Genomic DNA, 23321 nt, shown 5'->3' with positions numbered 1-23321 from the left:
CCCAGAGCCCCCGCCGCGCCCGTCGCCAACCACAACAACCGCTGGCACCCCACCAAGCCACGAGCCACGAGCCACGAGCCACGAGCCACGAGCCACGAGCCACCGTCGCCGCATTCCCGCGGTCAACACAACCCGCGACCGCCCGGCGTCGGTCGCCGCGCACATCAATCGTGGCACCGGTGCCGCCCGCTGCGGTGCGATCGCCTCAATCGCACCGCCGTGCCGCCCCGCTCCGATGCCGTCCGCCCCAGTTGCGAAGCCGTCGCGCCTCAGTTGCGCGGCGGCATCACCCGAGTTCCGGAGGGCTGCTGTTGCCGCCGCGGCACGATCTGCGTGACCGGGCCGTCCGGCGACTTGCCCGACCTGGCCAGCCACCCCTCGACCTCGCGCTGCACCGCGTTCAGCGTCGGGCGCCGACGCGGTTCGTTGTCCAGCGAGGCGATCAGCAGCCGCGCGTGCGCCGAACGTTGCGGCAAGTTGTTCGGCGGCTCCGCCCGCGCGGCCGCCATCAGCGCGGCCATCGGCGTCTCACGTGTGCCCCGCGGCGGGTAGCCGGACAACGCGTAACTCACCGTCGCCGCCAGCTGCCACGCATCCGAAGCCGGGCTCGCCGCGGCACCGGCAGCCTGCTCCGGGGCGACGAAGTCCGGCGTACCGATCATCATCCCGGTGGCGGTCATCGTGGAGTCACCACGACTGCGCGCGATACCGAAGTCGATCAGGTGCGGCATCCCGCCCGGATCCACGATCACGTTCGACGGCTTGATGTCTCGGTGAAGCACACCCTTCTCGTGCGCGGCGACGAGCGCGCCTGCCATCGTGGCCCACAGCCGCCCCGCGGCGATATCGTCGAGCGGCCCCATGTTGTCCACCGCGGTGGCGAGCGCCTGGCCCTCCAGGTACTCCATCACCAGCGCCAGCCCGTCGGGCTCCTCGACCAGGTCGTAAACCCGCACGCAGTTGGGATGGTTCACCATCGCCAGCGCCCGGGCCTCACGACGCATCCGTTCTTCGGTATCGCGGTCCGGCGCGTGCGCGATCTTCAAAGCAACAGTCCGGCCCAGCTGGTTGTCCACGGCCTGCCACACCGTGCCGAACCCACCGTGCCCGAGCCTGCGGATTCGCCGGTACCGCTCACTGCCGTTCCCCGTGGAGCCCGGCACCAGGGGAACCGGACCGGGCGCCGACGCGAGCTGCGCGGGCGCCACAGCCGTCGGCGCGTAGTTCTTCTGCGGCGGAGGCGGTGGCGGCGGGGCTTGCTGCTGAGGCTGCGGCGGAGGTTCCGGCCTGCGCTCCTGTCTCGGCTTGTTGATCACAGCCCACGGCGGCGATCCCACGAGCGCCACCGCGATCAGGCCGAGCACGCTCATCGGCAGGAATCCCAGCCACAGGTGCACCGCCGTGTTCGCCTCGACCGACACGCTGAACACGGCGAACGCCACGAACGGCACCCACAGCAGCCGGCCAGGCCACTTCTGCCCACGACGCATCGCGGTCCGCGCCTGCAGGATCACGAAGAACAGCGACGCGGCGGGCAGCCCGACCAGAGCACCGAGGTAGTAGCCATAGGCGAGTTTGTTGCCCGACGGGTAGAACAGTGTCTCGAAGACGTTCTGCCCGCTCCCCAGGTAGTCACTCTGCTTGCCGATGAAATCGCAGTAGCTGCGGTTCAGCGTGGACAGTTCGTTCGCCGAAAGCCCGGTGGTCTGCCCGGAAAACGCGGACCGGTAGATGTCGGAGATACCGTTGAACAGCAACCACGGCAGCAGGAAGACGACAACCAGCCCGACCGCACCGATCACACCGAGGGTGACCGCGTCGTAACGGTTCCCGGTGAACTTGCGCATGATCGCCACGATCACGGCGCCCGCGACCGGGAAGAGTGCGACGAGTGCGCCGGCGGCGCTGGTCGCCCACACCCAGTCACCGGGGCAGAACCCCGGCTGGAACAGGGTGTGCGCGAGAGACAGCAACCAGCTTGCGAATGTCACCGGTGCCCCTCCTGCTCGGGTTTGTGGTCCCCCACCCTATTCGTCTCTTGGACGCTGGGCCCGACCGGCGGGTTGCGGTCGGATTCCGAGTCGTCAGGAATGCTCCCAGTGAACCTGCCCACCACTCCTTCGGCCAACCCGAGCTCGGCAACCCGCACCCTCGACGTTCTCGGGCAGGCCTGCTACACCCAGATCTAGCACCTCCCTCCTTCGATTTCCGTGAACAACGACTGCCTGAACGCGCGCCCACGACGGTTGATCGGCACGGGGCTTGGTCACGGGCCTCTTGACCAGCACTTCCGATGCAGGGACCGCCACCGCGAAAATCGGCGCGCCGAACCACCGGCTGATCGGCACCAGGTGAGCCAGAATGTGGGGGCACCAGCTCGACGACGAGGAGGGACGGGTTCCTCATGGGTAGCTACGCCGAGGAGTACCAGCGCAGCCTGAGCGATCCGGAAGGGTTCTGGCTGGACGCGGCCAAGGCGATCGACTGGATCCGTGAGCCGTCCAGAGCGCTCGACTCGACGAACGCACCGCTCTATCGATGGTTCCCGGACGGCGAACTGAACACCGCCCACAACGCGCTGGACCGACATGCCGACGGAGGCCGCGGCGAACAGGCCGCCCTCATCTGGGACTCGCCCGTTACCTCCAGCACGCGCACTTACACCTACACCGAGCTGCGCGACGAAGTGGCCCGGTTCGCCGGCGCGCTTCGTTCGCTCGGGGTAGACAAGGGCGACCGGGTGATCATCTACATGCCGATGGTTCCCGAAGCCGTCGTGGCCATGCTCGCCTGCGCCAGGATCGGCGCGGTGCACTCGGTGGTCTTCGGCGGGTTCGCGCCGAAGGAGCTGGCCGCCCGGATCGAAGACGCCAAGCCGAAGGCCATCGTCGCGGCATCCTGCGGGATCGAACCGGCTCGTGTGGTGGAGTACAAGCCGATCATCGATGCCGCCCTCGCGTCGACCACGCACCAGCCGGACAAAGTCGTTGTGCTGCAACGGGATGCGGCACGCGCCGAACTCGGTCCGCGAGATGTGGACTGGCAGGAACTGATAACAGGCGCGACCCCGGTCGGCCCGGTACCGGTGGCGGCGACCGATCCGCTGTACATCCTCTACACCTCCGGCACCACCGGGAAACCCAAGGGTGTCGTCCGGGACACGGCTGGGCACGCCGTGGCGCTCGCTTGGTCGATGGGCGCGGTCTACGACATCCAGCCCGGGGACGTCTGGTGGACGGCTTCCGACGTCGGATGGGTCGTCGGCCACTCCTACATCGTCTACGCACCGCTCCTCATCGGCGCCACAACCGTGCTGTACGAAGGAAAACCCGTCGGCACCCCGGACGCCGGCGCCTTCTGGCGGGTCGCCGCCCAGCACCGGGTCAAGGCATTGTTCACCGCGCCGACGGCGTTGCGAGCGATCAAACGCGTGGATCCCGACGCGGCCGAACTCGCCAACTACGATCTCTCCGCCTTCGAAACCCTTTTCCTCGCCGGGGAACGGCTCGACCCGGAGACCTACCACTGGGCGCACGAGAAACTGGGCACCCCGGTGATCGATCACTGGTGGCAGACCGAAACCGGCTGGCCCATCGCGGCGAACCCACGCGGGCTCGAGCCGATGCCCGTGAAACCCGGTTCGGCCACCGTGCCCCTGCCCGGCTACGACGTGCGGATCCTGGACCAGTCCGGCGCCGAGCTGCCCGCGGGCCAGGAAGGTGCCATCGCGATCAAGCTGCCCTTGCCACCGGGCACTCTGCCGACGCTGTGGGGGGACGACGACCGCTACATCGAGGCGTACCTCTCGCGCTACCAAGGTTTCTACCTCACCGGCGACTCCGGTTATCTGGACGAGGACGGCTACCTGTTCGTCATGGGCCGGACCGACGACGTGATCAACGTGGCCGGTCATCGGTTGTCCACCGGCTCGATGGAGGCGGTACTGGCCGCGCATCCCGCGGTGGCGGAATGCGCGGTGATCGGAGTGCGCGACGAGCTCAAAGGCCAGCTGCCCCGCGGTTTCGTGGTACTGAAAGCCGGCGTGGAGATCGGCGAAGAGACCCTGCGGGAGGAGCTCGTGGCCGCGGTCCGGCGGGACATCGGCCCGGTCGCCGCGTTCCGCCAGGTGTCCGTTGTGGACGCATTGCCGAAGACCCGCTCGGGCAAGATCCTGCGCAAGACGATGCGCGGGATCGCCGAGGGCAGGAACGAGCCCGTGCCCTCCACGATCGAAGATCCGGCCGTTCTCGACACACTTCGCCACATCCTGCAAACCCCCTGATTTCTCGCTCCAGGAAGGACTTCCTGGGCACTTCGCAGACTGTTGCCGTGGATACTATCTCCATGTACAGTATTTGTCTATGGAGGCGACGACGGGTTTTCTGCTGTGGCGAGTCTCGACGAAGTGGCGGGCCGCGGTGGACAGAGCCGTCGCGCCGTTGGGACTCACACACGCTCAGTTCTCCTTGCTCGGCGCACTGAGCGGACTGTCGCGAAGCGGGCAGCGGCCCCGGCAACGCGAACTGGCCGAACACACGGGCCTGGAACCGATCTTCGTGTCGAAACTGGCCAGGGCTTTGGAGAAATCGGGGCTGGTCGAACGCCCCACCGACCCGGACGACCCGAGGGCCGTGCGGGTCACGCTCACCGAACACGGACAGCGGATCGCCATGGAAGCCGCCGGACTGGTACACGAGTTGCACACCCAGCTGACCGCCCCGCTCGGCGGCCCCGAGGCGCCACGAACGCTGGAGCTGTGCGAAATCCTGCTCGACCTGCTCGACGAGACCCCGGCCACCCAGCACGGAAGAAACGAAGACCCCATGACCAGAACGTTCAACGGCCGCGACATCAACGAGGCAGCCGTCGCCACCCGCGAAGTACTCACCACCCTGCTTGCCAAGGCGGGGCTCAGCTTCGCCGAATGGGCCGCGCTGCGCGCGGCCGCGGAACGGCCCGCCGTCCGGGCAGACCTGGTGGCCGACGTCGTCAGGCCCGGGATGGTCCTCGATGTCGAGATCGAACACGCGCTGCACCAACTGGAGGAAGGCGGCCTGGTCCAGTCCACCGACGAGGAGGAGGTCGGAGCAACCGCCAAAGGAATTGAGCTGTTCGAGCGAATAACGAGCGAGAGCGCCCACGTGGGCGATCAGCTGTTCGAGGGCATCGACGAAGCGGAAATACAGGTGGCACAACGAGTTCTGCGACAAGTCACGCAGCGTGCGACCAAGGTTCGCGCTCAGCTCGGATGATTGCGCCCCCGACATGATTGGTCTATACCTTCAGGGATCCGCTCCCCTGCCAACCGGAGTGCCCGATGCGTAGACGCGTATCCCTGGCCGCCCTGTTCGGTGCGGCCCTGCTCATAGTCACCTCACTGGCCCAACCCGCGGCGGCGGCGCCGGCCGGAAAACAACTGACCGACGTCGTTCCGTTGCCCGTACAGGCAAAACCCGATCCCCGGAGCGACTTCACCCTCACCCCCGCCACCGTGATCACCGCCGATCGCGGCGCGGCACAGGTCGCCGACTACCTCGGTGGCTTGCTACGCCCGTCCACGGGTTACCGGCTTCCCGTGGTCTCGAAAGCCCGAGCTTCGGCGATAGAACTGGAACTCGGGCCGACGGCCACGGTCGGCGATCAGGGCTACCAGCTCGATATCAAGCGTCAGGGCGTGACCATTCGCGCCAGCACCTCCGACGGACTGTTCGCCGGCGTGCAGACGCTGCGCCAATTGCTGCCTGCCGCGATCGAGTCGGCAACAGTGCAGCACACACGCTGGGTGGTACCCGGCGGACAGATCGTGGACTACCCGCGTTTCGGCTACCGGGGCGCGATGCTGGACGTCGCCAGGCATTTCTTCACCGTCGACCAGGTGAAGCTCTACATCGACCAGATCGCGCAATACAAGATCAACACCCTGCACCTCCACCTTGCCGACGACCAGGGCTGGCGCATCGAGATCAAGAGCTGGCCCCGGCTGGCGACCTACGGCGGCAGCACCGAGGTCGGCGGCGGCACGGGCGGCTACTACACGCAAGATCAGTACAAGGATCTGGTGGCGTATGCGGCCTCACGGCACATCACGGTCATCCCCGAGATCGACATGCCAGGGCACACGAACGCCGCGCTGGCCTCGTATCCCGAGCTGAACTGCGACGGCGTGGCGCCGCCCCTCTACACGGGCATCGATGTCGGCTTCAGTTCGTTCTGCGTCGACAAGGAGATCACGTACACGTTCCTCGACGACGTGATCGGCGAACTGGCCGCGATCACGCCCGGCAAGTACCTGCACATCGGCGGCGATGAGGCCCATGCGACCACACCTGCCGACTACCAGACGTTCATGAGCCGGGTGCTGCCACTGGTGGCCAAGCACGGAAAGCTCGCGCAGGGCTGGCACGACATCGCAGCCGTGAACCCGCCGGTCACCGCGGTCCCGCAGTTCTGGGATACCGACGGCCAGGACGACGCGACGGCGGCTGCCGCCGCCCGCGGCAACAAGATCCTGATGTCGCCGGCGAACAAGGCCTACCTGGACATGCAGTACAACGCCGACAGCCCGCTCGGGCTGCACTGGGCCGGCTACGTCGAGGTGCAGGACTCCTACAACTGGGATCCGGCGACAGCGGTACAGGGCGTCGGCGAGCAGTCGGTGGCCGGGGTCGAGGCGCCGCTGTGGTCGGAAACCCTGATCACCAGTGACAACATCGAATACATGGCGTTCCCGCGGCTGGCCGGGATAGCCGAGATCGGCTGGTCACCCCAGTCCACCCATGACTGGGAGTCGTACCGGACAAGGCTGGCCGATCAGGGTCCACGGTGGACGGCAGAAGGGATCGACTTCTACCGGTCACCACAGGTGGACTGGAAGTAGCACCAGTAGACACTGTCTACCACCGTTTGCTACACAGGTCTCCTAGGTGAACAAAGCGTGACGGAGACCTGAATGAAGTTCGAACGATTTGTCGCCCTCGGCGACAGCTGCACTGAGGGGTTGCATGACCTGTACCCCGGCAGCAAGCGCTATCGAGGCTGGGCTGACCTGGCCGCGGCCACCCTCGCCGCGGCCGAGCCCGGTCTTCGATACGCCAACCTCGGAGTCCGGGGACGGCGACTCGACCAGATCATCGTCGAGCAGGTTCCGACGGCGCTGGACCTGCAGCCCGATCTGATCGCGCTGTTCGGCGGCGCCAACGACGTGATGACCCGGAACTTCCGCGCAGAGACCGTCGCCCAGCGCGTGGACGCCGCGGTCCGGATCCTGACCAAGGCGGCGCCGACCGTCGCAGTGTTCACCTTGAGCGACGTGTCCAGCCGGATACCCGGACTGCTCAGGATCCGGCCCCGGATCGAAGCTCTCAACGACGCGATCCGGGCGGCGGCGCACAACTACGGCGCGAGGTTGGTGGACCTCGCGGACGAGGACGTGACCGACCTCCGGTACTTCGGCCCGGACAGGTTGCACCTTTCCGAGGCGGGACATCGCAGGCTTGCGGCGCACCTGCTGGGTGGGCTCGGTGTGCCGTTCGATCCCGCGTGGCTGCAGCCGTTGCCCGGCACCCCGCTCCACCCCGGACCAAGGGCGCATGCTCGATGGCTTTGGCAGGAAGTGCTTCCGGTCGCCATGACTCGCACCCGCAACTGGTTCGTGGGCCGTTCACCAGGTGACGGGTTCACCCCGAAGCAGCCGGAACTGCTTCCGGTCCTCACCGACGAAATGAACCAGTGGGCACCGGCGATCCCCGGCAACGTCTGATCGCCAGCGCGGTCACGCTGCTGACCGAGGAAGGAGTGGAAGCGGTCACGCTCAGGCGGATCGCTCGGACCGCCGGCGTTTCCCACGGTGCGCCGTTGCGGCATTTCGCGGGACGCACGGAGCTGCTTTCCGCCGTGGCCCGTGAGGGGTTCACCGAACTCGGCGAGGCCGAACTGCCGACAGCCACGCCGCGCGAGCGGCTGCTGGCAGCCTGCCGCCAGTACCTGGATTTCGCGCAGCGCAATCCGGCCATGTTCGAGCTGATGTTCCGGCGCGACCTGGTCGACACCGACGACCTGGTCAAGGTCAACGGCGCGGTCTTCAGCCGGTTCACCGAACTGGTGCGGGCCGCGCAGTCCGCCGGATGGCGTGCCGATACCGATACGGACGCGTTGGCCACGTCCCTCTGGGCTGCACTGCACGGTCTCGCCGCGCTCTCATTGTGGGGCGGCGTGACCCAACGCGAAGTGGCGACCACCCTCGAGGTCACCCTGTCCACCTACCTCGACTGACCAAGAACACCCCGAGCGTCGCGGATCACCTGCCAAGCATGGTCGACGTGTTCGGCTGTCGTCATCGGGGCGCCGATCGCCATCCGGAGCAGCACGTCGTCGCCAACCTTGGTGTGGCTCAGGTACAGGACCCCGGAATCGTTCACCCGCTCCATCAGCGCGAGTGTCTCCGCGGCCGAAGTCCGAAGTGGACGGAAGCAGACGAGCCCGAACGGATGGTGTTCCCACAGCTCGAACTCCGGGTCGGCGGCGACGAATCCGGCGAACCGTTGCGCGAGAGAGACGCCCGTCCGGATGTGCTCCCGCAAGCCTTCGGCGCCGTACCAGCGGATCACCGACCACAGTTTGAGCGCACGGAACCGGCGGCCGAGCGGCACCTGCCAGTCCCGGTAGTCGATCACCTCACCGGAGTCGCTGGCCTGGTTGCGCAGGAACTCCGGCAGGATCGACAGGGCGTCGATCATCGGGCGGCGGTCTCGTACCCACAGCACGCCGCAATCGAAGTTGGTGAGCAGCCACTTGTGCGGGTTGGTCGCGTAGGAGTCGGCGTACTCGGCGACCCCGTCGTTGATCCACCTCAGTTCCGGGCAGATAGCGGCCACCCCGGCGTAGGCCGCGTCCACGTGCAACCAGACGCCGTATTCGCGGCAAACCGCACCGATCTCACGCACCGGATCGATCGCGGTGGTCGAGGTGGTGCCGATCGTCGCGCACACCAAGGCCGGACGCACGCCTGCGGCCACGTCCTCGCTGATGAGCGCACGCAGCTGCGCCGAGTCCATCGCGAGCGTCTCCGGATCGACCTCGACGACGCGGACCTCGCTGCCGACGATCCGGGCGGCCTTCTCCAATGCCGAATGCGTTTGCGAGGAAACATAAATCCGCCCCGGCCTGTCGGTTTTCCCCAGCGCGGCGAGCACCGCGACGAGCGCGGCACTCGAAGCGGAATCCTGGATCACGCCGCCCGCGACGCCATCCTCACGAAAGGGCAAGTCCAGCAGTTCGGCGAGCCAGTCGACGACCACGGTTTCGAGTTCGGTACAAGCCGGACTCGTCGCCCAAACCATGCCCTGCACGCCCAGCCCCGACGAAAGCAGATCGCCGAGGATCGCGGGCCCGCTGGCGTTGGCCGGGAAATAAGCGAAGAAGTTCGGGTGCTGCCAGTGCGTGACACCTGGCAGGATCACCCGCTCCACATCCCGCAGCACGTTCTCGTACGGCTCGCCGCGTTCCGGCGGGTGCGCCGGCAACATCGACCGCACCTCGCCGGGACGCACCTGAGACCGCACCGGATAGGACTCGATCCCCGCCAGGTAGTCGGCGATCCAGTCCACAACCTGCTTCCCGTACCGCCGGAACTCGTCCGGCGACATGTGACCTGACATCCGTCCAGCGGACCAACCCGGACCGGGGTCGCGCAACCCGTGGATTCACCGCCAAGCGGACTTTCTCAGCAAGCGCAACCCGTTGAGCGCCACCACGATCGTCGAGCCCTCATGCCCGGCGACGCCCAGCGGCAGCGGCAGATCCCCGAGGAGATCCCAAGCCACCAGCGCGACGATGAAGGTCGCCGCGATCACGAGGTTCGCCAGCACCAACCGCCGGGCACGCCGTGACAACCGGATCATCGCCGGCACGGCGGTGAGATCGTCGTGCACCACGACCGCATCGGCGGTTTCCAAGGCGAGATCCGAGCCCGCGCGCCCCATCGCCACGCCGACATGGGCCGCCGCGAGTGCGGGCGCGTCGTTCACCCCGTCTCCGACGACCAGCACCCGGTCCTCCATGGCACGGACCGCCATGACCTTGTCCTGGGGGAACAGGTCCGCCCTGGTCTCGTCGATACCGACCTCGTCGGCGACTCGCCGGGCAGCCGACGGGCCGTCGCCCGTCAGCAAAACCGGCGAATACTCCCGAAGTTCGGCCACAGCCTGCCGCGCTTCGGGCCGAACCCGGTCCGCGAGGGTCACCATGCCCTGCAACTCTTCGCCCACGTGAACGGCGACCACGGTGCCGCCGTCCCGTGCCGGTTCGGTGGGACGTCCGACGGAGACCCGCCGCCCGTCGACCAGCGCGCTCACACCGAGGCCGGGAATTGAAGAAAAGTCCTTGGCGGGTAAGGGTTTCAACCCGCGCTCGGCTGCTTCGGCGACGATCGCCCTGCCCAGAGGATGTTCGCTCGAATACTCCGCAGCCGCAGCCAGTCGCAGTACGTCGTCGTGCGCCGCCACGACGCGAGGCGTGCCCTCGGTCAACGTTCCGGTCTTGTCGAACGCCACGCGGGTGGTGGTGCCGATCTGTTCCATCACGACAGCCGACTTCACCAGAACTCCGTGGCGACCCGCGTTCGCGATCGCCGACAGCAGTGGCGGCATCGTCGCGAGCACGACCGCGCACGGCGACGCCACGATCATGAAGGTCATCGCCCGCAACAAGGTGCTCTGCAAATCGGCGCCGAAGGCCAACGGGACGAAGAACAACGCCAGCGTCGCGAGCACGACACAGACCGAGTACCGCTGCTCGATCTTCTCGACGAACAGCTGCGTTCTCGCCTTCGTCGCCGACGCCTCCTCGACCATCGCGACGATGCGCGCCACCACCGTGTCCGAGGCGGCCCGGGTCACCCGGATCCGCACCATCCCGGTGCCGTTGAGAGTGCCCGCGAAAACCTCGTCACCCACGGATTTCGGCGCTGGCAACGATTCGCCGGTAATGGACGACTGATCGATATCGCTCGCGCCCTCGATCACTTCGCCGTCAGCCGCGACCCGCTCGCCCGGCCGGACCACCACGATGTCCCCGACCTCGACCGATTCGGCATCGACAACGCGTTCGACGCCGCCGACCCACAAAGTCGCCTGCTCCGCGGTCAGTTCGAGGAGTCCGCGAACCGAATCGGCCGTCCGACGCGTCGCCAGCGCTTCCAGGGCACCCGAGCTGGCGAAGATCACGATCAACAACCCGCCGTCGAGCACCTGCCCGATCGCCGCCGCGCCGACAGCCGCGACGACCATGAGCAGATCGACGTCAAGCGTCTTCCTTCGCAGCGCACGCAGGCCTTCAACCAGCGGTTCCCAGCCACCGCTCGCGTAGCAGGCCAGATAGAGCGGCCAGGCGACACAACCGGCGAGCTGCACCAAAACGGCGCCCACGAAGAAGGCGACGGACAACGCCGCCCAGCGCACCTCGGGCGGCGTGCGCCGGATCAATGCGGGCGGTTCGAGGACGGAGACCATGTCACCCATCGTACAAGAACAAATGAAGAGGTCTACATATGATCCTTGATTAGGATGGTTCTGTGGGTCACGGAGTCGAAAGCACGGACACGCCTGTCGCATCGCTGGACGCGGAAGGCGCCGCCAAGGTCGCCGCGACCTTACAAGCGCTGGCCACGCCCAGCCGCCTGCTGATGTTGACGCGGCTACGGCAGGGGCCGTGCTCGGTCGGTGAACTCGCCGAGGCTGTCTCCATGGAGCAGTCCGCGGTCTCGCACCAGCTCCGGCTGCTGCGCAACCTCGGACTGGTCAGCGGGCAGCGCACCGGCCGCAGCATCGTGTACAGCCTGTACGACAACCACGTGGCCCTGCTCCTGGACGAAGCCGTTTACCACATCGAGCACCTGCGACTCGGGAAACCGGACCGTGCTGCTGGCAAAGTGGTGACGTGACCGAACCAGTGCTGGACCTTCGCCCGCCGGCGAACCTGGTCGACAAGCGAGCAGTCCTGTTCTGGACGACGCGGGCGGCGCTGGGCTGGCTGGTCCTGCTCGTGGCCGAACTGTTGTGGCTGCTGCTGGCCGACGGCGGCACCCCGCTGCTCGTGGTGCTGCTCGTGACAGCTGCGCTCGCGGCCGCCCACTTGATCGTGATGCCGCAATGGCGCTACCGGGTGCACCGCTGGGAGACGACCCCGCAGGTCGTGTACACCCAGTCCGGCTGGTTCAACCAGGAACGCCGGATCGCCCCGGTTTCCCGGATCCAGACGGTCGACACCGAACGCGGTCCGCTGGAACGGTTGTTCGGGCTGGCGAATCTGACGGTCACCACCGCCTCCGCACGCGGACCGGTGCACATCCACGGGCTCACACTCGAGCAGGCACAACGGCTTGCGGCTGAACTCGCCACCCTGACGCAGGCCACCGCCGGGGACGCGACGTGACGGAACTGCCCTGGCACCGGCTGAGCCCGAAGATGCTCGCGGTGCATCCCGTGCAGGAGGCGATCCGGTTCCTGCCGGTGCTGATCGGCGTGCTGTTCATCGGCCGCAACGGACAGGGCCACATCTGGAGTCTGGTGGGGCTCGGCATCGCGATCGCGGGCGGGCTGCTGCGCTGGTTCACGACCACGTACCAGATCACCCCGACGCACGTGCGAGTGAAGCGCGGCTTGCTGCGGCGCCGCGAACTCTCCGTGCCGCGTGACCGCGTGCGCTCGGTGGACCTGACGGCGCACCCGATGCAGCGAATCCTCGGGCTGAGCCGGGTGGTGATCGGCACCGGCCGCTCGGATCGCAGCGACGAAGGCGTGACACTGGATGCGCTTGCGGCAGCCGAGGCGGCGCGGCTGCGCGAAGAGCTACTCCGGCGGACTGCCAAACCCGTTGTCACGGAAGAGAAACCTGCTCAGAAGGAGCTCTCCCGTCTTTCGCCGGTCTGGGTGCGATACGGCCCGTTCACGCTCTCCGGTATCGCGACCATCGGTGTCGTGGTGGGCTCCCTGGCCAACCTCTTCAACGAAACCCACCTCGACCCCGACGAGTTCGGTCTGCTGAATTCGGTGATCGGCCAGCTCGCGGCCGCGCCGCTCGCGGTCGCGATCCTGGAGGTGACCGTCGTGGCCGCCATCTTGGTCGCGGTGCTGTCGGTCATCGCCTACGTCCTGGCGTTCTGGAATTTCCGCCTGGTGCGGACCGACGGCACCCTGCACGTCACCCGCGGGCTGCTCACCACCCGGTCGACGACGATCGAGCTGCGCCGGTTGCGCGGAGTGGAGATCAGCGAACCGCTGTTGCTGCGAGCGGTGGGTGGGGCCCGGTGCATGGCGATCACAACAGGCCTGCGGGCAGGTCGCGGCGCCGAGCACGGCGGCTCCGTGCTGCTGCCGCCAGCACCGCTGGAGGAGGCCCGGCGTGTGGCCGGCGCGGTGATCGATTCGCCGCCCCCCGCCGGTCAGGACCTCCTCAGGCACGGCCCGAAGGCACATCGCAGGCGCTACACCCGCGCGTTCGCCGTTGCCACGTTCATCACCGGCGTGCTGCTTTTGCTGTGGTGGCTGGCGAAATGGCCGACGTGGCCCTGGCAGGCGGCGCTGGTGCTGTATCCCGTCGGCGCCCTGCTCGCCGAAGACCGGTTCCGCAACCTCGGTCACGCCCTCACCCAAGGTCGGCTGGTGTTCCGGCACGGCAGTCTGCTGCGCCGTCGCTACGTGCTTTCCTGCGACGGGGTGATCGGCTTCGTCATGCACAGATCGTTCTTCCAGCGCCGCGCCGGATTGGTGACGCTGACCGCGACCACCGCGGCAGGCCGTCAGCACTACGCCTGCACGGACCTTCCAGGGCACGAAGCGGTCGCGCTGGCCGACGCCGCCGTTCCCGGATTACTGGAGCCGTTTCTCGTCCGGCGCGAGTGAAGGCAGTTCGCGGATGCCGAACTCGCGGCGCAGCACGGTTTCCGCCGCGTAGTAGCCGCACATGCCGTGCACTCCCGGCCCCGGTGGCGTCGCCGCTGAGCACAGGTAGACACCGCTAAGCGGGGTGCGATACGGGTTCCACCGCGGCACCGGCCGGGCAAGCAGCTGTCGCAGGTTCACCGCGCCTGCCGCGATGTCGCCACCGACGTAGTTCGCGTTGTACTTCGCGAACTCCGGCGCCGTCGTGCTGCGAACGTCGAGCACGGTGTCGCTGAACCCCGGCGCGAACCGTTCGATCTGCCGCCGGATCCGGTCAGCCGGGTCGACCGGACTGCCGTTCGGGACGTGGCAGTACGCCCACACCGGCCGCTTATGAGGAAGCCCCCTGCCCGGGTCGGTGACCAGCGGCTCGGCCAGCAGGATGTACGGCTGCTCCGGCACTTTTCCTTGTATAGCGGCGTTTTCGCTGGCGTAGACGGCAGCCTTGTCCCCGCACACGTGCACCGTTCCGGCCCGGCGAAGTTCGTGGTTCGCCCACGGGATCGGCTCGGAAACCAGGAAATCCACTTTCGCGGCGGCAGGGCCGTAACGGTAGGAGCGCAGCGCTCGCAGGTACCCCGGCGGCATCCATTCACCGGCGAGGTCGAGGAACCCACGCGGCCCGACGTCCAGCAGGACGGCCTTGGCGCCGGCCAGCTCCCGAATGTCGTCGACCGGGCTTCCCGTGTGCAGAACTCCCCCGTGGGCAAGGAAATCCTCAACGAGTGCCTCGGCGATCCGGCGGCTCCCCCCTTGTGGCAGCGGCCAGCCGGTCGTGTGCGCGAGATGCCCCAGCAGCATGATGATCCCGCCTGCCGGGAGGCTCGGCAGACGGCCGATCGAATGCCCCGCGATCCCGGCGAGCATCGCGGGCGCCTCATCCCGGCGGAAGACGTGACGGGCCAACGTCGTGCCTTCCAACAGAATTCGCAGCGGCAGCGCGGGGAGCGCGGTCAGTTCCGGTGGGATCCGGCGAAAATCGGAGAACAGCGCATCCACCACACCTTGGCTGTGCTCGATCAACGGGCGCATCAGCCGTGCGTACCGCGCGCCATCCGGGCCGAGAGCCTCGCATGTTTGCCCAAGGCTCCGGTACGCGAGCCCGGCCCTCCCGCCGTCGAGGGGATGGCCGTACGAGATCTCCGGCTGGCACAGCTCGACTCCACGAGCCGGCAGGTCGAACTCGCGGAAGAAACGCCCTGCGGCAGCCATCGGGTGCACTGCCGAGCAGACGTCGTGCACGACGTCGCGATCGAAAAGCGCCCTCGAACGAAGACCGCCGCCGAAGTCGGAGGCGGCCTCGCGCATCTCCACGCTGAGCCCGGCGCGGGCGAGAATGACCGCGGCCGCAAGCCCGTTCGGCCCGGAACCGACCACGATCGCGTCACTGCCAGCCATGCCTCCACTATCACCTCGGCCTGGCGCGAATGCAGGGTTAACCCCACCGCCAAAGCAAGGTCAACCCCAATGACCGCGGCCGACGACCGGCGAAGACTTCTCTTCATGGTCACGGTCGAACCGAAACCCGCCACGAGGTCCCGCGCGAAGATCAAGCCCCCGCTCATCGCACTGATGATGCTGGTGGTGGCTTTTCTCGGCTACGCACTGCCGCCCTACCTGGGCCTGGATCCGGCGCAAGCCCGTACCTTGCCGCCGACAGGAGTGTCGTACTACTACCCGGCGCTGGTCACGCACATCTTCCTCGGGTCGATCGCGTTGCTCGCCGGCTGTCTGCAGCTGTGGCCGTGGCTGCGAGAGCGCTACCCGCAGGTGCACCGGTGGAGCGGTCGGGCTTACGTGTTATCCAGCGTTTTCGGTGGGCTCGCCATCCTGACGGTCTCCACGGTCACCTACTGGGGACCGAACCAGCAGGCTGCGAACACGACACTCGGCGTGCTGTGGGTGCTCACCACGATCGCCGGTTACGTCAAGGCCAGGAAACACCGGTACGCCGAGCACCGTGAATGGATGGTCCGGAGCTTCGCGCTGTGTTTCTCGATCATCCTGAACCGGGCGTGGACCACGGTGTGCACGGTCTTCCTGGTCTCCGATGGGAACGACTACGCCCAGCTGGCGCAGGCCATCGGCGTCGGTTCGTGGCTGAGCTGGATCGTGAACCTGCTGGTCGCCGAATGGTGGCTGCAGCACACGCGGGTGGCTAAGCGGGTGCGGTGACCAGTTCGGCGAGGTAGCGGCTCTCCGCACGTTCCAAGGCGAGCCGCACCGCGCCCGTCACGACAGCGTTGTGCCGCAATGGGGACGCGGCGACTTCGGGAACGGCGATCGAGAGTTCGGCCAGCCGACGGCGAATCGGCTCCATCAAGGCCTCCCCGGCGGCCGCGACCGCACCGCTGAGCACCACCAACTCGGGGTCCAGCAGCATCCCCACCGTCGCGATCACGGAGGCCACCGGCTCGATCGCCCTGCCGATCACCTCGGCGGCCGCCGGATCCCCGGCGACCAGTGCGTCGAACACCTCCGGAGCGTCCTTACCGGCGAATTTCCTTGCCAGATAAGCAACTCCTTCGCCCGCGGAGGGGTTCTGCATGAGTTTCAGGAACAGCACTCCACCCGCGCTGTTCCGATGTCCGCGCACGAGCCGTCCGTCGAGGATGATGCCGGCGCCGAGCCGTTCTCCGGCCAACAGGCAGACGACGTTGTCCTTGCCCACGGCGAGACCCCTCCACCGCTCACCGATGGCGGCGAGGTTGCAGTCGTTCTCCACCACGACATCCCAGTCGAACCCCCTGGCCATCTCGGTCCGAAGATCCAGATCGAGGAACCCGGGGATGCCGGTGCGCAGACGGACCACACCGTCTGGGCTGATCGGGCCGCTGCTGCCGACGCACACCGCGAGCACCCGCCCCGGTTCGAGCTCGGCCTCGGCGAGGGTGTCCGTGAGCAGCTCCCGGACCTGCCGGATGCGTTCCTCCGGGCCGATCTCTGGATCGGTGAACGCCCGCTCCATCGAGACGACATCCTCGCCCCGCAAGTCCGCGACTCTCGCGCGGACGGTGTGCGCGCCGATGTCGACCCCGAGCACGTAACCCGCGGTCTCCCGGAACGAGAACACCCGCGACGGCCTGCCCCGGCCCGCCTTGGAGCTGCTGCCTTCGGACGCCCAGCCGAGTTTGATGAGGTGCTCCGCCGCCGCGTGCACCGTGGGCCGCGACATTCCGGTCGCTTCCACTAGCTCGTTGGTGGACATCGTTTCGCTGCGCCGCAGCTCGTCCAGCAGACGTCCGGCGTTCAGCCTGCGCACCAGTGCGGGCCCGGCGACCTCGCTTGACACCCCTCCCACGAGGTGCGACTATACCGCACGGCATTTTAATAAATGCCCCTTAAATATAGGGCGGTCATCGATGACGGTTCATCTGCGAGGCGGAGACGCGAGCATCGTCGTAGCCGGGCTCGAAGTCCGACATTGGGGCTCGGCCTTGTCCGAAAAGTCAGTCACCGCGTTGGCCGACTGGCCCGGCGCCGCCCTGCTTCCGTTGCAGGCCAATGGACATCAGGGCCGCCCTGGCCTACGAGGACATCGGGACGGACGGACGTGGTCGCCCTCCTTCGAGCCGACCGGCGATGGTCGCGGACAGGACGAACACAGCGAGCTCACCTGGTGGACCGAGTTCGATCTCCACCCGTCCGGGATCCTTCGGCTGCGCCACGGACTCCGCAACGACGGCGCCACCGGATACCGCCTCGACGAACTGATCCCGATCCTGCCGTTGCCCGCCCGGGCGACCGAGTTGCTGGACTTCACCGGACGGTGGGGCAAGGAAAGGCAGCCGCAGCGCCAGCCGTTGAACCAGGGCAGCCGGGTCCGCGAAAGCAGGCGCGGCCGCCCGGGGCACGACAGCGCTTACCTTCTCGCCGCGGGAACTCCAGGGTTCAGCTTCGACAGTGGCGAAGTGTGGGCGGTGCACCTGGGCTGGAGCGGCAACCAGACCTATTTCGCCGAGCGCCTGCCGTCCGGGGATGCGTTCTTCGGTGCCGGCGAGCTGTTGTTGCCTGGCGAACTCGAACTCGCCCCGGGTGAGGAGTACCGGACGCCGTGGCTGTACGCGGCTTACTCCGCGCACGGGTTGAACGGCATCAGCGCCGCGTTCCACGAGTTCCTGCGGCCGGCCAAACACCGGCCCGTCGTCGTCAACACCTGGGAGGCCACCTACTTCGACCACGACCTGACGAAGCTGCGACGCCTCGCGGAGCGTGCGGCCCAGGTCGGCGTGGAAAGGTTCGTGCTGGACGACGGCTGGTTCCGCGGCCGCCGCGACGACACCGCAGGGCTCGGTGACTGGTACGTCGACGATGATGTCTGGCCCGAGGGGCTGGAGCCGCTGATCTCCCACGTCCGCGCCCTGGGCATGGACCTCGGGTTGTGGGTCGAGCCGGAAATGGTCAACGCGGATTCCGATCTCTTCCGCGCCCACCCGGACTGGGTTCTGCACGCTGCCGACCGCTTACCCCCGGAGTGGCGTCACCAGCAGGTTTTGGATCTGTCCCTTGAGGACGTCTACGCGTACCTCCTCGACCGGCTCGACGCACTGTTGTCCGAGTACGACATCGCCTACCTGAAATGGGACCACAACCGGGATCTGGTGGAGCCTGGGCACTTCGGCCGCGCGGCGGTGCACGCGCAGACCTCGGCGACGTACCGCTTGATCGACGAGTTGCGGAGCCGTCACCCGCAAACCGAGATCGAAAGCTGCGCCTCGGGCGGCGCACGGGTTGATCTCGGCATTCTGGAACGCACCGACCGCGTGTGGACCAGCGACTCCAACGACGCGCTCGAACGCCGCACGATCCAGCGCTACACCAACCTCCTGCTGCCGCTCGAACTGACCGGCGCCCACGTCGGTCCTCCGCGTACGCATGTCACCGGCCGCACCCACGGGCTGGGCTTTCGAGCGGGGACGGCACTGTTCGGCAGTTTCGGGGTCGAATGGGATCTGACCGAGGTACCCGAGGAGGAACTGGACGAACTGGCAACTTGGATCGCCCGGTACAAGCGTTTCCGGCCGCTGCTCCACTCAGGTCGCCTGATCCAGACCGACCATCCTGACCCTGCCGCGCAGGTGACCGTGGTCCTCGGTGAGCACGAGGCCTTGGTCAGCTACGCCCAACTCGACACCAGCCTTGCCGAACGTCCCGCTCCGGTACGGATCCCCGGCCTCAAAGCCGACGCGCGGTACCGGGTCGAGGGCGAGGGCTGCGAGCCGGTCGAGTATCCGGGGCAACTGCTCTCGGAGATCGGCCTTCGCCTACCCCGGATGGACCCCGAAACACTCATCGTCCTGCACGTAACGGAGGTTTCGTGATGCCACGTCAGCCCATGCGGCAGGTCGTCGCCGCCAGCCTGTCCGGTGCCGCGCTGGAGTGGTACGACTTCAATCTCTACGGCATCTCCGCGGGACTGATCTTCGGGAAGCTCTTTTTCCCCAACGTCGCGCCGATCTTCGGCACCCTCGCCGCGCTGGCGACCTTCGGCGCTGGGTTCGTGCTCCGCCCGCTCGGCGCCCTGTTGTTCGGTCATTACGGCGATCGCTTGGGGCGCAAGCGAATGCTCGTCGCGACTATGCTGATCATCGGCGGCGCGACGGTTCTGATCGGCGTGCTGCCGGACTACCGCAGTGTGGGTGTCTGGGCTCCGATTCTGCTCGTGACTCTGCGCCTGGTGCAGGGCCTCGGGCTCGGGGGCGAGCAGGCCGGCGCTGCCTTGCTGACCGTCGAACACGCTCCACCGGACCGTCGCGGTTTCTGGGGCAGTCTCCCGCAAACCGGTGGCCCGATCGGCTATCTCATCGCGGTCGCGGTGACCAGCCTGTTCGCACTGTTGCCGGATCAGCAGTTCATGAACTGGGGCTGGCGGATCCCGTTCCTGTTCAGCGCCGTGCTGCTGGTGGTCGGTCTGCTGGTGCGCCGGACTATTCAGGAAACTCCGGACTTCCGGCAGATCCGGGAGACCGGGGAACGCGAACGGATGCCACTGGTCGCCGCGGTGCGCAAATATCCGAGGACACTGCTCATCGCGTTCGGCGCACGGATCGGTGAAGCCGGCAGTTCACAGATTTTCCAGCCGTTCGCGATCTCTTATCTCACCACCACCCTCGGCTACGGCAAGGGCATCGCCCTCACCGGTGTCCTGCTCTACAACGTGGTCGGGCTGTTGCTCATCCCGGTGGCCGGCGCACTATCCGACCGCATCGGCCGGAAACCCATCTACGTCGTCGGCGCCGCGCTCGTCACTTTGTCCGCCTTCCCGTATTTCTGGTTGCTGGACAGCCATTCGGTGGGGCTCGCCTGGACAGCGACGAGCCTGGCATCGATCGGCAGCGCGGTGTGCATGTCCGGGGTGCAGGGCACGCTCTTCACCGAGATGTTCGGCGCCGGCGTGCGCTACTCGGCGCTGGGCATCGCCACCCAGGCCTCGGCCCTGCTCGCCGGGTTCGTCCCCGCGATCGCCACCTCGCTCGTGGTGGCCGCGGATGGGAGTTGGCCGGTGGCGTTGCTGCTCGCCGGTGTGGGGCTGGTTTCGCTGGTGTCTTCGATGGTCATGTCCGAAACCCGGGTAACCCGACGAGAGGTGGCCGTGCTGTGAAAAACGTGCTGGTGTTCTTCACCGACCAGCAACGCTGGGATACCACCGGCGTGCATGGCAATCCACTGGGCTTGACACCCAACTTCGACCGCCTCGCCACTCGGGGCGTCCACGTGGCGAACTCCTTCACCTGCCAGCCGGTCTGCGCCCCTGCGCGAGCCACCCTGCAGACCGGTCTCTACCCGAACACGAACGGCGTGTTCCGGAACGGGATCCCGCTGGACCGTGAGGTTCCCACCCTGGCGCGGCAGTTCGCTGAAGCCGGTTACGAAACCGGGTACATCGGCAAGTGGCATCTGTACCGGGACGAGTGCCCCGGCCCGGTGCCCGCGGAACACCGCGCGGGCTATCAGTACTGGCTGGCCGCGAACCTGCTGGAGTTCACGTCGGACGCGTACGAGACCACCCTGTACGACAAGGAAAACCAACCTCACACCTACGACGGCTACCGCGCCGACGCGATCGGCTCCGCCGCGATCGACTTCGTCTCACGCGACCGAGACAACCCGTTTTTCCTGTTCTTGTCCTTCCTCGAACCACACCACCAGAACAGCCGCGACGACTACCCGGCACCCGAGGGTTACCGCGAACGTTACGAGGACGGTTGGGTCCCGGCCGACCTCGCCGCGCTCGAGGGCAACTGGCCGGAGCACCTGGCCGGCTACTACGGGATGGTGCGGCGGCTCGACGAGGTGCTGGGAAGGCTCGTGGATGCCTTGGCGGCACGCGGAATCCTGGACGACACGATCATCTTGTTCACCTCCGATCACGGTTGTCATTTCAAGACACGCAACCGCGAATACAAACGCAGTTGTCACGACGCCTCGATCCGCGTCCCCACCCTGCTCGCGGGCGCCGGCCTGCATGGCCGGGTTGAGCAGTTGGTGAGCCACATCGACCTTCCCCCAACGCTTTTGGCCGCCGCCGGTCTGCCCACGCCATCGCACATGCAGGGCCGGTCGATCCTGCCTTTCGTGGACGGAAGCACCACAGAGCCGGACGATGTGCTGGTGCAGATCAGCGAATCCGAAACCGGCCGCGCGCTACGCACCCGGCGCTGGAAGTACGGCGTCACCGCACCTGACGCGAACCCATGGGATTCCCCATCCGCCGACGCCTATGTGGAGACTTACCTGTACGACCTGGAGTCGGATCCGAACGAACTCACCAATCTCGTCCAGGAACCGATCCTGGCCGACGTCCGGCAGCAACTCCGAGCGCGGCTGCTGGAACGCATCGTCGAGGCAGGCGAGGTGAAGCCGGTCATCGCCGCCGCACGCGCCTGACCAGACCGGCCCCGAGGACGAGCACCCACACCACCGCGAGCGCCACGAGCAGTCCGACGAGCGGGTGTCCGTCATGCAGCCCCGGGCTGGGCGGGGTGCCGAATGTTCGCCACAGCAACGGAACCGCCAGCAGAACCAGCACGCCGCTCACGGCCAACCCGGTGAGTAAGGGAACCCTCCAGCGGACCGAAACGACGTGCGACACCAAGAGCCCCACGAACGGCGCGATGAGCAGGTCATGAACGATCGGACCGCCGAGCAGCCAGCCACCGGTGACCAACTGCTGGCGGAACGCGAGCTGGGAAAGCAGCACGATGCCCCACGCCAATGCGGCCAGGCCTGGCAGAACCAGCAGGATCCGACCGAACCTCATGAAACCTCCAGCCGGGTGACCCATTTGGTCTGCAGGACGCCCGGCCGGTTCGGCGCGATGATCCGGCATGGGTATCCGTGGTCGAGGCTGAGGACCTCGCCGTTGAGTCGCAAAGCAAGCAGGGTGATCGGGTCTGCGGTGTGTTCACCGGGTAACGAACTCCGCGAGTAGAGCCCCGTCTTTTCGAGCGATGTCACGACTACGGTGGCACCCGGCCTGCTTCCCACGGCGCGCAGCAGGTCCGGCATCGCGACGCCTGTCCATGTGGCGGACTGACTCCAGCCTTCGACACACGCGATCGGAAGTTCGGCACTCGTCTGCGGCAAGGCGGTCAGTTGCTCGAGGGTGAATCGGCTGCGCCCTTCGGCAGTCAGGACTTCCAATCGCCAGCCGGCGTCCCGCGCATCCTCGATCACCCCGGCCGCGGCAGCGGTCCGGTTGACCGGCAAAGCCCCGCCCGTCCGCCACGACAACACGGAAATGTTCCGCAGCAACGGAACCGTGGCCCCTGCCGTCGCGACGACCGCTGCTCCAGAGGCGAGGAAGGTGGTCCTCAGGAGGCGGCGTCGGGAAATACCAGCCGCCGATTTCTGCTCCCGATCGCTTCCCAACGCGCGGCGCACGATGGGGAGCTTCACAGCGATGTGCACCAGGATCGAGCCGATGGCCACCCAGGCAACCGCGTAGTGGACTTCCGGGAAGTAGAAGTTCCACGGGTAGTTCTGCGCGACGTTGAACAGACCGGTCACCAGCTCGAAGAACGCAGACGCCGACAACACCAGGATGGAGACCCGCTCCAGCGCGTGGGCCAGCGACCGGATCAGCGGGCGCTCGAACAGCTTCGGGTAGACGCTCCACAATTTCCCCAGCAGCAGCGGGATAGACGCAATCCCACTGATCACATGCACGCCCTGCGTGACGCGATACAGCCACACCGGCCGACTCGGCCACAGGAACCACGACGGCGGGTGCTGGATGAGGTGGCTGATCAGTCCGGTCACGAAACAGAGACCGAAACTGACTGCCAACCACAGCCCGATCCGCGCTGTCACCCGTTCGTCGTGTGCAGCGGAGGCAGGTACGACCGTCTTCACACTTGGGACGGTAGGTCCGGGATGGACAGT

General features: G+C 67.2%; 19 protein-coding genes. 12 read left to right on the top strand and 7 right to left on the bottom strand.

Features of this window, described 5'->3' with window-relative positions; all coding sequences use genetic code 11:
• Positions 1-269: 269 nt before the first annotated feature.
• Entirely contained in the window at positions 270-1991 is a 1722-nt protein-coding gene (locus tag FPZ12_RS31765) for a serine/threonine-protein kinase (RefSeq protein WP_144756749.1), read from the bottom strand.
• Between the two features lie 413 nt (positions 1992-2404).
• Here FPZ12_RS31765 and FPZ12_RS31760 point away from each other — a divergent pair, with 413 nt between their 5' ends.
• The 5 genes from FPZ12_RS31760 to FPZ12_RS31740 all read left to right on the top strand — a co-directional run bounded on the left by FPZ12_RS31760 (position 2405) and on the right by FPZ12_RS31740 (position 8271).
• Positions 2405-4282 (top strand): propionyl-CoA synthetase, encoded by a 1878-nt coding sequence (locus FPZ12_RS31760; RefSeq protein WP_144756747.1) that lies wholly within the window; start codon positions 2405-2407, stop codon positions 4280-4282.
• A gap of 79 nt (positions 4283-4361) precedes the next feature.
• Complete coding sequence (locus tag FPZ12_RS31755) at positions 4362-5252, top strand: MarR family winged helix-turn-helix transcriptional regulator (protein WP_144756745.1); 891 nt, start codon at positions 4362-4364, stop codon at positions 5250-5252.
• 65 nt (positions 5253-5317) lie between these two features.
• Positions 5318-6877: a beta-N-acetylhexosaminidase gene (locus FPZ12_RS31750; RefSeq protein WP_144756743.1), complete on the top strand. Its 1560-nt coding sequence runs from the start codon at positions 5318-5320 to the stop codon at positions 6875-6877.
• 72 nt (positions 6878-6949) lie between these two features.
• The gene (locus FPZ12_RS31745) at positions 6950-7759 is read left to right on the top strand and encodes an SGNH/GDSL hydrolase family protein (RefSeq protein WP_144756741.1); all 810 of its coding nucleotides are present in this window, start codon (positions 6950-6952) and stop codon (positions 7757-7759) included.
• Positions 7729-8271 carry a TetR/AcrR family transcriptional regulator gene (locus FPZ12_RS31740; protein WP_144756739.1) on the top strand — a complete coding sequence of 181 codons (543 nt, stop codon included), beginning with the start codon at positions 7729-7731 and terminating at the stop codon, positions 8269-8271. Before FPZ12_RS31745 ends, FPZ12_RS31740 begins: the two co-directional genes overlap by 31 nt.
• Here FPZ12_RS31740 and FPZ12_RS31735 read toward each other — a convergent pair.
• Positions 8259-9644, bottom strand: a complete 1386-nt coding sequence (locus FPZ12_RS31735; RefSeq protein ID WP_144756757.1) for an aminotransferase class I/II-fold pyridoxal phosphate-dependent enzyme — start codon at positions 9642-9644, stop codon at positions 8259-8261. The genes FPZ12_RS31740 and FPZ12_RS31735 overlap by 13 nt on opposite strands.
• Before the next feature lie 57 nt (positions 9645-9701).
• Positions 9702-11507 carry a heavy metal translocating P-type ATPase gene (locus tag FPZ12_RS31730; RefSeq protein ID WP_144756737.1) on the bottom strand — a complete coding sequence of 602 codons (1806 nt, stop codon included), beginning with the start codon at positions 11505-11507 and terminating at the stop codon, positions 9702-9704.
• Positions 11508-11569: 62 nt separating this feature from the next.
• Here FPZ12_RS31730 and FPZ12_RS31725 point away from each other — a divergent pair, with 62 nt between their 5' ends.
• The 3 genes from FPZ12_RS31725 to FPZ12_RS31715 are packed head-to-tail and all read left to right on the top strand — an operon-like array spanning position 11570 to position 13898.
• Positions 11570-11938, top strand: coding sequence for an ArsR/SmtB family transcription factor (locus FPZ12_RS31725; RefSeq protein WP_144756735.1), 369 nt, complete (start codon positions 11570-11572; stop codon positions 11936-11938).
• Complete coding sequence (locus FPZ12_RS31720; RefSeq protein ID WP_243770127.1) at positions 11935-12429, top strand: PH domain-containing protein; 495 nt, start codon at positions 11935-11937, stop codon at positions 12427-12429. Before FPZ12_RS31725 ends, FPZ12_RS31720 begins: the two co-directional genes overlap by 4 nt.
• A complete protein-coding gene (locus tag FPZ12_RS31715) occupies positions 12426-13898 on the top strand; it encodes a PH domain-containing protein (protein ID WP_243770126.1) in 1473 nt (490 codons plus the stop codon). The genes FPZ12_RS31720 and FPZ12_RS31715 overlap by 4 nt, the downstream gene beginning before the upstream one ends.
• Here FPZ12_RS31715 and FPZ12_RS31710 read toward each other — a convergent pair.
• Positions 13866-15335: a phytoene desaturase family protein gene (locus tag FPZ12_RS31710; protein WP_144756733.1), complete on the bottom strand. Its 1470-nt coding sequence runs from the start codon at positions 15333-15335 to the stop codon at positions 13866-13868. The genes FPZ12_RS31715 and FPZ12_RS31710 overlap by 33 nt on opposite strands.
• 69 nt (positions 15336-15404) lie before the next feature.
• On the opposite strand from FPZ12_RS31710, the gene FPZ12_RS31705 reads away from it, so the two are divergent.
• Positions 15405-16112 (top strand): DUF2306 domain-containing protein, encoded by a 708-nt coding sequence (locus tag FPZ12_RS31705; RefSeq protein ID WP_144756731.1) that lies wholly within the window; start codon positions 15405-15407, stop codon positions 16110-16112.
• Here the strand turns inward: FPZ12_RS31705 and FPZ12_RS31700 are convergent.
• Positions 16096-17238 (bottom strand): ROK family transcriptional regulator, encoded by a 1143-nt coding sequence (locus tag FPZ12_RS31700; protein WP_144756729.1) that lies wholly within the window; start codon positions 17236-17238, stop codon positions 16096-16098. The two genes, FPZ12_RS31705 and FPZ12_RS31700, sit on opposite strands and share 17 nt — an antisense overlap.
• A 61-nt stretch (positions 17239-17299) precedes the next feature.
• Here FPZ12_RS31700 and FPZ12_RS31695 point away from each other — a divergent pair, with 61 nt between their 5' ends.
• Genes FPZ12_RS31695 through FPZ12_RS31685 form a run of 3 tightly spaced genes read left to right on the top strand, consistent with a single transcriptional unit; the run spans position 17300 to position 21824 of the window.
• Positions 17300-19258, top strand: coding sequence for an alpha-galactosidase (locus tag FPZ12_RS31695; RefSeq protein ID WP_144756727.1), 1959 nt, complete (start codon positions 17300-17302; stop codon positions 19256-19258).
• On the top strand, positions 19258-20538 hold the full coding sequence (locus FPZ12_RS31690; protein ID WP_144756726.1) for an MFS transporter: 1281 nt from the start codon (positions 19258-19260) through the stop codon (positions 20536-20538). Before FPZ12_RS31695 ends, FPZ12_RS31690 begins: the two co-directional genes overlap by 1 nt.
• The gene (locus tag FPZ12_RS31685) at positions 20433-21824 is read left to right on the top strand and encodes a sulfatase family protein (protein ID WP_208026090.1); all 1392 of its coding nucleotides are present in this window, start codon (positions 20433-20435) and stop codon (positions 21822-21824) included. The genes FPZ12_RS31690 and FPZ12_RS31685 overlap by 106 nt, the downstream gene beginning before the upstream one ends.
• On the opposite strand, the gene FPZ12_RS31680 is transcribed toward FPZ12_RS31685, so the two are convergent.
• Entirely contained in the window at positions 21802-22197 is a 396-nt protein-coding gene (locus FPZ12_RS31680; RefSeq protein WP_144756724.1) for a hypothetical protein, read from the bottom strand. The two genes, FPZ12_RS31685 and FPZ12_RS31680, sit on opposite strands and share 23 nt — an antisense overlap.
• Positions 22194-23291 carry a molybdopterin-dependent oxidoreductase gene (locus FPZ12_RS31675; RefSeq protein WP_144756722.1) on the bottom strand — a complete coding sequence of 366 codons (1098 nt, stop codon included), beginning with the start codon at positions 23289-23291 and terminating at the stop codon, positions 22194-22196. The genes FPZ12_RS31680 and FPZ12_RS31675 overlap by 4 nt, the downstream gene beginning before the upstream one ends.
• Between the last annotated feature and the right edge of the window lie 30 nt (positions 23292-23321).

The organism is Amycolatopsis acidicola (genome assembly GCF_007713735.2).
GTDB lineage: Bacteria > Actinomycetota > Actinomycetes > Mycobacteriales > Pseudonocardiaceae > Amycolatopsis_E > Amycolatopsis_E acidicola.
This window is presented reverse-complemented; position numbering and strand designations above follow the sequence as displayed.

Excerpts from the sequence above, each read along its gene's own strand:
- FPZ12_RS31760 (WP_144756747.1), top strand. The coding sequence starts at position 2,405 with ATGGGTAGCTACGCCGAGGAGTACCAGCGCAGCCTGAGCGATCCGGAA.
- FPZ12_RS31755 (WP_144756745.1), top strand. The coding sequence starts at position 4,362 with ATGGAGGCGACGACGGGTTTTCTGCTGTGGCGAGTCTCGACGAAGTGG.
- FPZ12_RS31750 (WP_144756743.1), top strand. The coding sequence starts at position 5,318 with ATGCGTAGACGCGTATCCCTGGCCGCCCTGTTCGGTGCGGCCCTGCTC.
- FPZ12_RS31745 (WP_144756741.1), top strand. The coding sequence starts at position 6,950 with ATGAAGTTCGAACGATTTGTCGCCCTCGGCGACAGCTGCACTGAGGGG.
- FPZ12_RS31735 (WP_144756757.1), bottom strand. The coding sequence starts at position 9,644 with ATGTCGCCGGACGAGTTCCGGCGGTACGGGAAGCAGGTTGTGGACTGG.
- FPZ12_RS31730 (WP_144756737.1), bottom strand. The coding sequence starts at position 11,507 with ATGGTCTCCGTCCTCGAACCGCCCGCATTGATCCGGCGCACGCCGCCC.
- FPZ12_RS31710 (WP_144756733.1), bottom strand. The coding sequence starts at position 15,335 with ATGGCTGGCAGTGACGCGATCGTGGTCGGTTCCGGGCCGAACGGGCTT.
- FPZ12_RS31705 (WP_144756731.1), top strand. The coding sequence starts at position 15,405 with ATGACCGCGGCCGACGACCGGCGAAGACTTCTCTTCATGGTCACGGTC.
- FPZ12_RS31695 (WP_144756727.1), top strand. The coding sequence starts at position 17,300 with ATGACGGTTCATCTGCGAGGCGGAGACGCGAGCATCGTCGTAGCCGGG.
- FPZ12_RS31690 (WP_144756726.1), top strand. The coding sequence starts at position 19,258 with ATGCCACGTCAGCCCATGCGGCAGGTCGTCGCCGCCAGCCTGTCCGGT.
- FPZ12_RS31680 (WP_144756724.1), bottom strand. The coding sequence starts at position 22,197 with ATGAGGTTCGGTCGGATCCTGCTGGTTCTGCCAGGCCTGGCCGCATTG.